The following is an 11,405-nucleotide window of genomic DNA, read 5'->3' as shown; positions in this document are numbered from 1 at the left end:
TATCCTTCTTGCTATTTAATTCGTTTTACTGAATCAGGATTTTCTTTGAAATAAATTTTTGGATTCTTGGTAATGCCGAAAATCTTACCAAATTGAAATCCAAAGAGTAAAGTTCCCAATATTGAGCCTTTGAATAAATTAGATAAAAATTCTTTTCTTGTTTTTTTCTTCTCAGTCATATTCTTTATACCTTTTTATCTATGACAGGCAAAGCAGTTTTCAGGACCTTTTTTAACATTCGAAATGTAAGTCAATTTTAATTGAGCATTTCGATGACAATCAAGACAACTTGCCATGGTAAAAGAAGAGACTTGTTTTATTACATCCATATTCTTCACATCACCATGACATTCAGCGCAATCAATCCCACGATTAACATGGACTGAGTGATTGAAATAAGCGAAATCAGCTAACTTATGAACTCGTTTCCATGTTAATGGAATATTCTTTTGATACATTTCTGTTAGTTGAATTATTGCCGGTCTGTTTTTTCTCGCAATTGTGTGACAGTTCATACAGGTTTGCACCGATGGAATTGATGCAAATCTCGATTTAGTAACAGAAGTATGGCAATACTGACAATCTATTTTCATTTCACCAGCATGAAGTTTATGTGAAAATGGAATAGGTTGTTCAGGGTTATATCCTATTCCATCTCTCTCTGGACGGGAAACATAATAAGTTATAGCGAAAGAAAGTATGATAACAAAAATTGTTACCGGCACTCGAACTTTTAAAATATAGTCAAGTTTCGAATGATTCATCGGTGTCCTATTCTTATTTGAGATTTATTTTGATGGGAGGCATTGAATTTTTTTCCTTATCTGTATTACCTCTCCATCTTTTCTAAAAAGTTTCGCAATTATAAAAAAAATTTAAGTATCGAAAAAATACTTTAAAGACAAGATTGAGCATTAACATTAAATGCAGTCATTTAACTTTTACGAGTTATTAGAAATACTAAGTTAATTTCAAAGACTAAAAATTTTAACTTCTAAATTTCAAATTGCTCTAAATTCTCGTACAACTTTTATAAAACAATTTGTAAAATTCATATCCAAAGATTTCATACCATGCGTTCACTAAACAAATCATCATAAATAATTTTTGTAATTTCAAATTAAAAAAGGTTAAAAATGCGGATTAAATTTATCGGTGCAACCAAAACAGTAACAGGGTCAATGCACTATCTCGAAATCAATAAAACAAAAATCTTACTCGATTGTGGCTTGTATCAAGGTAAAAGAAAAGATTACTTCGAACTGAACTCGAGATTTGATTTTTTCAATCCAGAAGAAATTGATTACTTGATTGTCTCACATTCGCATATTGATCATATCGGAAATATCCCAAATCTGGTCAAGCAGGGTTTTTCAGGAAAAATAATCTGCACAAATGCAACAAGTGATCTTGGTAAAGTAATGCTTTTGGATAGCGGTCACATTCAGGAAAAAGATATCGAATTCGTAAACAAAAAGAGGAAAAAGAAAGGCGAACCACCACTCGAACCATTATACACTCAAAAAGATGCTGAAAAATCATTACCACTCTTTAAAGGAATAAAACTATATAATTCTTTTGAACTCGATGATAATGTTGAATTAACCTTTTATAATGCTGGTCATATTCTTGGGTCAGCAATCACTCAGTTAAAAATTAAAAATACTGGAAAAGTAATAAATCTAACTTTCACAGGTGATCTGGGCAGACCAAATTTACCAATAATCAAAGATCCTGATACAATTGAAACACCTGATATTTTAATTTCTGAAGCAACTTATGGTGCAAGAGTGCATCAACCAATTCATGAGACAAAAAACATTTTGGTTGATAGAATTTTTTATTCATTAAAGAGAAATGGCAAAATTATAATACCCGCCTTCAGTGAAAGTAGAACTCAACAATTAATTTTACTGTTTCACGAAATTTTTGATACTTTTAATTTCAAAATTCCAATTTACATCGATAGTCCCCTTGCAACGGCTATAACCAGAATTTATCAAAAGCATATTGAAGAATATGATGAAGAAACTTATAGATACATCGAAAAAGGTAAAGATCCATTTCAATTTGAATGTGTTCACTTCACCGAGTCTGTTGAAGAATCAAAAGCATTGAACGATTTACGAGAACCTGCAATAATTATCTCAGCATCAGGAATGTGTGAAAATGGTAGAATTCTTCATCATCTTGCCAATAATATTGAGAATCCAAACAACCAGATTTTAATCGTTGGATACAACGCTGCCGAAACCTTAGGAAGAAAAATCGCAGATGGACAAAAAGTTGTTAAAATATTTGGCGAAGAATATAATGTAAAAGCCAAAGTTACTGTTTTAGATTCGTTAAGTGCCCACGCCGATCAAAAAGAGCTTTTAGAGTTTTATCAAAATTTTGACAGACAAAAATTGGGAAAAATTTTCTTAGTTCATGGTGAAGAAAATGAATTGAATACTTTTGCAGCACTCTTAAAACAAAAAGGCTTCAATCACATTTTTATTCCTGAAAGAGGAAATGAATTTGAGATTTAATTCCTTAATATTTCTCTTATTCGCTTTTGTTTTCATATTAAATGCTCAAGTTCGACTTGATTATCCCGATTCAGTTGATGTCCCCAATGCAATGACTTTTTTAAACACATACAATAAAGTGCTCAATGTTCACAGTTTCAATTCAACGATTAATTTTAATCGGAATTTCGGGAAATTCGATTTCAAATTATCGAACAGATTCAACTCAACCATAATTTTTTCTTCGATTAAAAATATAAGAGATGAAAACTATTTGACTTCTCAATTAGGTTATGCATTAACAAATTACCTAAAACCTTCATTTGCTGTTGAATCACGCAGAATAAATGATAATAGGAAAATTGGAATCAGCCGTTTCAAAGATTTTTCATTCAAAGGCAGTCTAAATATTAATCCATATTCTTCGATAAACATTTCCCCTTTTTTAGGTTATAAAACCGAAGAACAATTTGAAAGGTTAGAGACCGGAAATACACTTGGCATTGAAAGCTCTCTCGATGAAAAATATCTTGTTTCAAAATTTAACGGCAGATTAAAAATACAGAATGATAATCTGACAATTAGAAAAAACAAATACATTAACTCTGAACTTTTGATCGAAAATCTTCTTTCCGATTACTTAATTTCACAATCGAGACTCTATTTCAACCGAATTAGTCGAGATTATTTCACTTCGATTGACTCGAACTCTGCAAGGATATTCAACACAGATTTTAATATTGAAAATAGGGATGATAACATTCTTGACCTGACACAACGATTCGACTTGATTAATATTACAAATTTCGATCTTAACATAACCGGAAATTTTTATTACAGAACGGTTGATAAAAATATTCGTTATAAAAATCTAAATGAACCCACGAAAAATATCTTTGATTCAAAAGTTGCAGAATTTCGTCTAAATCTACAGACTGAGACTCATTTTTTGATTGGAAGTTTTAGAAATTCTCTTAAGATTAATTACAGCGAACGTTCAGAAAAGCATTCTGTTAAGCGCATTCAGAGTATTCCAGATTATCTATATTATCAAAGGCTGGATGAAGAACTTCAGAAGAATAATTTCTCAACAAGATTTATTTTTAGTTTACAAAACAAACTCAATCTTTTCAGAAAAGATTCATTGTTCATTGAAAGTTCTTTTTCAAAACTGCGATACGATACTCCTCCACTTGAAAATTATCTTAATCCAGCTCTAATTATTAGAGATGATAGAGATGAATTGCTTTATATAATTAAAATTCAATATCTAAAGTATTTCTCTACAAGACTTCAATCTCATTTTTCGATAGAATCTTTTAATAATCATCTGGTCTATCTATACAAAGAGAGAAGTTCAAACAACAATTGGAATAGAGTCTTAAGGTTAACTACATTTACTCAATACTCAGCTCCCGAATTTTCAACTAAAAATCAATTTGAAGTTCTCGCCAATTACACGATTTATGATTTCGAAGATTTATTTCAAGGCTCTCAAAGTTTTGCTTTTAGACAATTCATTTTTTATGACTCAACAAAATTTTACTTTTCTTCAAAAAATTTCTTTGATATAATTTTCAATTTGAGATTATCTGAACAGGGCACTTTAAATTGGAAAAGATTTTCCTCATTGCCTGGGAGACTTTTGAATGAACAGTTTGGTGAGTTTAAAGTGGGTCATTTACTATCAGAAAAAAATTTTATCTCAGCAGGAGTCAGATATACTTCGCTGACTGAATCTAATTACAAAGGCAAAGAGAGAAACATCGTAAATGAAATTAAGAGCATTGGACCTTTAATTGAAATATTTCTTTTTTATCGAAAAGATTTTTATCTGACATTGAAAAGCTGGATTGAATACATTTCCCAGACAAATATGAGTAAACGAAGAAATATTAATATGAGTTTTAGTTCATACTTACTTTTTTAATTGTCTCTCTTTGAATTTTTTATAATTTTGTAGTGCAATGTTTCGACAATTAAAATACAATCTTAAGACATCAATTTTCGAGATTGAAAACATCTCAAACTATCTCGATGAAGCATTAGATGGAATAAATATTCCTCACGATAAATACAATAATATTTTGCTTGCCATCACTGAAGCTGTAAATAATGCAATCATCCACGGCAATAAAAACGATATAAACAAAAAGATCATCTTAGAATTTATTTTAACAGATGAATTCTTAAAAGTCATAGTGACAGATGAGGGGCAAGGTTTTGACTTAGATAAAGTCCCCGATCCCACACTTCCCGAAAATTTATTAAGTGAACATGGACGCGGTATTTTTATAATGAAACATTTCGTCGACGAAATCTCAGTCGAAAAATCACCGGAAGGAAGCAGCCTTATCTTAAAAATTAAATTAACCAAAAACTAAAAATTATAGAGGAGGAATTATTATGTCGAGGAAAAAAATCTCATTAATTGGCGGTGGACAAATTGGCGGTGTCCTTACCCAATTAATTGCAAAACGCCAGCTCGGTGATGTCGTTCTTTACGATATTGTCCAGGATATGCCTCAGGGAAAAGCATTAGATATCGCTGAAGCTGCAAGAGTTGACGGCTTTGATGTCAAAGTAACGGGTACAAACTCTTATGAAGACACCAAAGATTCCGACATAGTTATCATCACCGCTGGACTGCCAAGAAAACCTGGAATGAGCAGAGATGACTTGCTCACTACAAACGCAGAAATAATGAAAGTCGTTGCGGAAAATGTTAAAAACACTTCCCCCAATGCAATTGTGATTGTTGTATCAAATCCACTTGATGCAATGGTTACTCTATTCAAAAATATCAGCGGATTTGAACCAAATCGTGTAATGGGTCAATCAGGTGTTCTGGACTCATCCAGATTTGCAACATTTATTGCATGGGAACTTGGTGTTTCCGTTAAAGATATCAACGCATTAGTTTTAGGTGGTCATGGTGATACAATGGTTCCACTTAAACGATATGCAAATGTTAATGGTATTCCAGTGATGGAATTGCTTGAGAAAAAATATGGCAATAAAGATAAAGCTAACGAAGTAATGAACGCAATAATTGAACGAACAAAAATGGCAGGTGGTGAGGTTGTAAAATTACTTAAAACTGGTTCAGCTTTTTATTCACCGGCAAGTTCAACTATTGCAATGGTTGAATCAATTATTTATGATGAAAAACGAGTTCTTCCAGTTTGTGCTTATCTACAAGGTGAATATGGCGTAAATGGATATTATGTGGGTGTACCTGTAATCTTAGGTGCAAATGGAATTGAAAAAGTAATTGAAATCGATTTGAATGAAGAAGAGAAAGCTTTGTTCGATAACTCAGTTAATGCTGTTAAAAATCTTGTAGAAGATATGAAACGACTTGGTTATTAATTTGACTCATGACTGAAAAACAAAAACCGAGGCAATAGCCTCGGTTTTTTATTTTAAACCTATTTTAATTCAACAATTAATTTAAAGGAATTACATTAACAACTTTCTTATTTGCTTTAGTTACAAACTGAACTCTACCAGAAACTTTTGCAAATAAGGTATCGTCACCGCCAATTCCAACATTTAAACCTGGATGGAATTTTGTCCCTCTCTGTCTGACTATTATGCTTCCAGCTGAAACAATTTCACCACCGAAAGCCTTAACACCCAATCGCTGGGCATTAGAGTCACGACCATTTTTAGTAGAACCTTGTCCTTTTTTATGAGCCATAATTCACCTCTAATTTATCTTTTCAATTAATATTCTTGTTAAATGCTGACGATGTCCTCTCAACTTTTTATAATCTTTTCTTCTTTTCTTTTTGAAAACAAGGACTTTATCGTCTTTTGTATGTTCAAGAACTTTTGCTGTAATAGTTTTACCATCGATGTAGGGTTGACCAATCTGGACTTTATCGCCATTTATTAACATTAAAACATTTTTTAATTCAATATTCTTCCCTACCTCGACATCCAATTTGGGGATATAAATTTTATCGTTCTCTTTTACTTTAAATTGAAATCCAGCAATATTTACTACTGCTTCCATTAGATATAATCCTTTCATTAATGATTAGCAAACAAAAATAAAAATAATATACTCTAAAATCAATTACTTAAATTTCTTTTCGCCAGCAGTTACTCTTAATTTGAGAAAATTTTCTGGTGTGGGTAGTGGACAGGTTGCATAATGAGTAAATGCACAAGGTGGATTGTATGCTTTATTAAAATCCAAAATTACTTTTCCATTCGAATCAGGTTTATCTGCATATAGAAATCTTCCAGCACCGTAAGTTTCTTTACCATTTGTTTCATCGGCAAAAACAAAAAACAATTTATCTCCGCTATCAAGTGCTTCAAGCTCATAAGTTTTATCTTTAATTTGAAATCTAACTCTTCCCGGCGATATCTCCTTTTCCGGAATTCCAATTATTGATGGAACCATTACTTCTTTAGGTGGATTGTAAGGAATAAATTCAGCAGTAACTTTCCAATCCTCGTTCACCGGAAATCGTTCAATACCTTTAAATTCTTTCACCAAAGGAGCGTCTAAGTTTCTTACTCGTAATGCAAACTTGTCTCCCCTTTTTATGATGAACCATCTATAACTTTTGTAAGAAACAATAGTCGGTTTTCCAGTTAAATCGTGATTCAGGAATGTTCGCTTAACTGAAGCGCTATCCACCATTAAATTAACATTATCATTTGAAATCATTTCAACTAATGTATCTTTCAGAATGAATGTGCATATCTTTTCTGGCAATTCTTTATCATCTATTACAAAATCGTTTTCTTTCCCCGAACCAAATGTATTTTCTCCTTCTTTCAAGAAAAACAACCCTACAAGATTTAACCATCCATTTTCTTTCTTTAAATTCTCAATTCTCTTTTGATGCCAGTCATTAATTTCCTTAATATATTCAGGTAAACCTTTTTCTTTGTAAGTTTCGCAGCCAAAAATTAAAATCATTGAGATAGAAATAATTATTAAACTTCTTTTCATAAAAACACCATTCAATTTTTAAGTTTTTAATTTAATTAATGATTCTATTCAGCAATGTAACTGGATGAATTACTTCCGCAGATACATTAAACTTCTCAGTTCCATAACGAATTTGACCAAGACAACCTGGGTTGCCAGTCAATACAACTTTTGCATTGGTAGATTTTATATTGTTCATTTTTCTTTCAAGAATTTGCATTGACGAATCATAATTAACAATATTATAAATTCCAGCCGAGCCGCAACACCAGGTTGCTTCATTGAGTGGGATTAATCGTAAACCTTTGATCTGTTTCAAAACTTGTTTTGGTTCCTCTGAAATTTTTTGAGTGTGAACTAAATGACATGCTTCATGATAAGTCACATCTATATCTGCTTTAACCCCAAGCTGATTTAAATCGAAATTTTGGTAAATGAATTCCATAATATCTTTTACCTTAGAAGAAAATTCTTTTGCTTTTTTTGAGTAATCTTTATCATTGCTTAAGATATGTCCATACTCTTTCATAAATGCACCGCATCCTGCCGAATTAGAAATAATAAAATCGTAATGATAATTTGAAAAACTATCTATTGTTGCCTTTGCCAATTTTCGTGCTTGTTCTAAATCACCATTATGTGCTGGCAGTGAACCACAACATGTTTGTTTTTTGGGAATTATAACTTCACAACCAAGTTTTGAAAGTAATTCAACTGTATCTTTGTTTATATCGGAAAACATTACATTCATCAAACAACCGACAGGAAATAATACAACAAATTTTTTATCACCTTTTGCCGGGACTATTTCCGGGAAAATTTCATCTGAAAAGAAATCAGATATTTCTGGAGAAAGTCGATTAACTTCATAAAGCTTTTTCGAAATTATTTTCAAAACGCCTTCAATCCATTTTCTTAAAGATGATTTTTGATAAAATCTTAAAAGTCTGGAAAGAAATTTTAACAACTTAAAATTAGGCAAGATTTTTCGAAACGCCACTTTCTTAATTAAACTTGAAGTTGATGATGTAAATTCACTTTGCTCAACATGAACCCGAGCTGCTTCTACAAGTGAACCATATTTCACACCAGCTGGACAGGCAGTTTCACACGCCTGACAATCAAGACAAAAATTCATCTCATAAGCAAACTTTTCAGTCAGCGACAATTTACCTTCAGCTACATATTTAATTAATCTAATTCTGCCTCTTGGTGATGAAACTTCATCAAATGTCAAATTGTAGGTCGGACAGGCTTGTAAACACATTCCACAATGAATACAACTTGATAAAATTTCTTCTGATGGCAGTTCTAAATTAAAATAAAAACCTGAATTCATTTTTTCTTCCTCAATCCAGTTTCAATGAAATATTCCTTTGTTGAAATTTGAACATACAGATATTCATCATCTTCGAGAAGTAATACTTCCTTTTTAATTGACTTATCGTCATAATCCAGAATTCTGGCAATCTTTTTAATATCGCTGTCACGGCAATCAAGATTATAATGAACAAAAATCCTTCCAAGTGAGTCGAGATAATTTTCCGTCACAACTTTTCCGAGATTGAGTCCAGGATCAACTCCAACTTCATCAAGTTGAAGCAACTTACCATCCTTAGAAAAATAACCACGAAAGAGAATCCCACGAACATCGTTTGCCCACTTGAAGAATGCATATTCCTTAACATCAAAATCTTCTTCAGCAAAGAATCGTTCAAAATCCCAAACTCCAACTGGCAACTCTAATCTTGGAATATAAAAAACCTGTCTGAAGCAATAATTAAATGGTTTTAATTTAAATCTTCGTTTTGCAATCGATTTGTAATTTGAATTTTCAAAACAATAGCTGAAGTAAGATTTTTGAATATCATCAAGAATGGGTCTAAACTTTTTTACATTTTCCCAGCATGTTCTTTCGTTGTTCTTATTTAATTCGTAAAGAAGAGAAAAATTGATTGAGTCAATTTCTTTTAATTGCGGGAATTCTTTCGTCTTCGGCTCATACCAGATTTGTTTCAAAAAATATCTTTGAAGCAGAGTGTCATCGAATATGTATCCGTAATTTGCTAAAATTTCAGATTGAATTAGTTCTCTTTCAACAGGGAGAAATTTTAATACTTCATCCTTTTGTAAAATTTTATCAGAGTTATAAAGTCGGACATTAAATTCACTTTGAGCGAAAAGTAACTTCGAAAAGAATATCACTATAAAAATTTTTCGAAAATTACTTTTCATAAATGTTCCTCAAATTTTTTGATTTCGTTTATAGAATTAGGCAGTCTGCCTTCGCATTTTGGTTTTAGAGTAAAAATTTTTCCAGGATTTAAAATATTATTGGGATCAATAACAGTCTTTAATTTTTTCATAAACTCTATTCCCGCACTTCCAAATTGAAGCTCAAGAAATTTTTTCTTAGATAAACCAGTTCCATGCTCCCCTGTTATTGTTCCACCAAGCTTGATTGCTTCATTAAAAATTCTTTCAAAAGTTCTTTCCGCACGATGTAATTTTTCGCTGTCTCGTTCATCTGTCAAACAGGTTGGATGTAAGTTACCATCTCCAGCATGTCCAAAATTTCCAAGCAATACACCTTCTTCGTTAACAATCTGTTTTATCTTTTCCAGCATTTTTGGCAACTTAGATCTTGGAACAGTTGCATCTTCAAGTATTGTAGTTGGACTAACTCGGGCTAAGGCTGAGAATGCACTTCTTCGAGCTGCTTTTAATTTATTTGCTTCGTTTTCATCTTGTGCAATTTTGACATAGAGAGCATTATTCTTCTGACAAATTTCTTTTATTTTATTCTGATCATATTCAACCTCAGAAGTCTTTCCATCAACCTCAATTATTAAGAGTGATTCTATTGTTGTGTCTAAACCAACTCTTGCATAATCTTCCACACATTTGATTGTTGTATTATCAAGAAACTCAAGCATCGATGGAATGATACCTGAAGCCGTTATATCAGAAACAGCTTTGCCGCTGTCAATAACAGAAGAGAATGCAGCAAGAATAGTTTTCGAAAGTTTTGGTCTAGGAATAATCCTCAAAAGAATTTTTGTAAAGATACCGAGTGTGCCTTCACTCCCAATCATTACATCACGCAAATTATAACCAGCAACGTCTTTATAATTTTTTCCACCGATCCAGATTAATTCTCCAGTCGGCGAGATAAATTCAAGTCCCATTACATAATTTTTAGTGACGCCATACTTTAATCCTCGCAAGCCGCCCGCATTTTCAGCAACATTACCACCAATTGTGCAGACTTTAATACTTCCCGGATCTGGTGGATAGAAGAGATTATATTTCATTGCTTCAAGATCTATCTGTTCGGTAATTACTCCGGGTTCTACAAGGATAGTTTGGTTATCTACATCAACTTCTAAAATTTTTCTCCACTTAGTCATCACTAAAACAATTGAATCTTCAACAGGCACGCTACCACCACTCAAGCCTGTACCAGCACCTCTTGGAATCACTGCAAATTTTTCTTCGTTAGCTAATTTTAAAATCTCAATTATTTGATCTACCGATTCAGGAAAAACAACCGCATCAGGTAAATGATAAAAAATAGGAGTTGCATCGTAAGAATAAACAATTCTGTGTTCTTGTGAATCTGAGAAGTTTTCGTTCCCGACAATTGATTTAATTTTTCGTAAGACAATTTCTTTGTTCATTTTTAGACTCAATTTTTTTCAAACTTAAGAAATGATGAAAGGATTTTGAAGGAACATTTAGTTAATTGAACAAAATCAAAAATCTTTTTATTGTAAATGAGTGAACAGATTGAAGATTTTTTGATTTTCGAATGGTCAAGATGTGTTTTTTGAATTTAAAAAAGCTTCGTAGAAGCGACCTATTTGTAGAGAAAACAAGAACAAAAAAAATCAAAGCTCCATCGGAGCGACCTATTTGTAGAATCAACCACGAAGTGGTGA

At 32.1% G+C, this 11,405-nt stretch carries 12 protein-coding genes; 4 read left to right on the top strand and 8 right to left on the bottom strand.

The features are described from left to right. Positions 1–11: 11 nt before the first annotated feature. Together HPY57_00295 and HPY57_00290 are read right to left on the bottom strand one after the other, a co-directional pair. Entirely contained in the window at positions 12–179 is a 168-nt protein-coding gene (locus HPY57_00295; GenBank protein ID NPV10220.1) for a hypothetical protein, read from the bottom strand. Between the two features lie 15 nt (positions 180–194). Then, positions 195–764: a cytochrome c3 family protein gene (locus HPY57_00290; protein NPV10219.1), complete on the bottom strand. Its 570-nt coding sequence runs from the start codon at positions 762–764 to the stop codon at positions 195–197. Positions 765–1,136: 372 nt separating this feature from the next. On the opposite strand from HPY57_00290, the gene HPY57_00285 reads away from it, so the two are divergent. The 4 genes from HPY57_00285 to mdh are packed head-to-tail and all read left to right on the top strand — an operon-like array spanning position 1,137 to position 5,882. Next, the gene (locus HPY57_00285; protein NPV10218.1) at positions 1,137–2,531 is read left to right on the top strand and encodes an MBL fold metallo-hydrolase; all 1,395 of its coding nucleotides are present in this window, start codon (positions 1,137–1,139) and stop codon (positions 2,529–2,531) included. Further along, positions 2,515–4,440, top strand: coding sequence for a hypothetical protein (locus HPY57_00280; protein ID NPV10217.1), 1,926 nt, complete (start codon positions 2,515–2,517; stop codon positions 4,438–4,440). Before HPY57_00285 ends, HPY57_00280 begins: the two co-directional genes overlap by 17 nt. A 37-nt stretch (positions 4,441–4,477) precedes the next feature. Further along, positions 4,478–4,894, top strand: a complete 417-nt coding sequence (locus tag HPY57_00275; protein NPV10216.1) for an ATP-binding protein — start codon at positions 4,478–4,480, stop codon at positions 4,892–4,894. 22 nt (positions 4,895–4,916) lie between these two features. Then, complete coding sequence (gene mdh / locus HPY57_00270; protein ID NPV10215.1) at positions 4,917–5,882, top strand: malate dehydrogenase; 966 nt, start codon at positions 4,917–4,919, stop codon at positions 5,880–5,882. A gap of 76 nt (positions 5,883–5,958) precedes the next feature. On the opposite strand, the gene rpmA is transcribed toward mdh, so the two are convergent. The 6 genes from rpmA to HPY57_00240 form a co-directional block, all read right to left on the bottom strand. Continuing rightward, positions 5,959–6,213, bottom strand: coding sequence for a 50S ribosomal protein L27 (gene rpmA / locus HPY57_00265; protein ID NPV10214.1), 255 nt, complete (start codon positions 6,211–6,213; stop codon positions 5,959–5,961). Between the two features lie 9 nt (positions 6,214–6,222). Further along, positions 6,223–6,531 (bottom strand): 50S ribosomal protein L21, encoded by a 309-nt coding sequence (gene rplU / locus HPY57_00260; GenBank protein NPV10213.1) that lies wholly within the window; start codon positions 6,529–6,531, stop codon positions 6,223–6,225. Positions 6,532–6,594: 63 nt separating this feature from the next. Continuing rightward, the gene (locus tag HPY57_00255; GenBank protein NPV10212.1) at positions 6,595–7,485 is read right to left on the bottom strand and encodes a DUF1684 domain-containing protein; all 891 of its coding nucleotides are present in this window, start codon (positions 7,483–7,485) and stop codon (positions 6,595–6,597) included. Positions 7,486–7,516: 31 nt separating this feature from the next. Next, positions 7,517–8,803, bottom strand: coding sequence for a (Fe-S)-binding protein (locus HPY57_00250; protein NPV10211.1), 1,287 nt, complete (start codon positions 8,801–8,803; stop codon positions 7,517–7,519). Next, positions 8,800–9,699, bottom strand: a complete 900-nt coding sequence (locus HPY57_00245; GenBank protein ID NPV10210.1) for a YARHG domain-containing protein — start codon at positions 9,697–9,699, stop codon at positions 8,800–8,802. The genes HPY57_00250 and HPY57_00245 overlap by 4 nt, the downstream gene beginning before the upstream one ends. Further along, a complete protein-coding gene (locus HPY57_00240; GenBank protein ID NPV10209.1) occupies positions 9,696–11,144 on the bottom strand; it encodes an FAD-binding protein in 1,449 nt (482 codons plus the stop codon). Before HPY57_00240 ends, HPY57_00245 begins: the two co-directional genes overlap by 4 nt. Positions 11,145–11,405 lie beyond the last annotated feature (261 nt).

It is taken from the genome of Ignavibacteria bacterium, from assembly GCA_013177855.1.
Lineage (GTDB): Bacteria > Bacteroidota > Ignavibacteria > Ch128b > Ch128b > Ch128b.
This window is presented reverse-complemented; position numbering and strand designations above follow the sequence as displayed.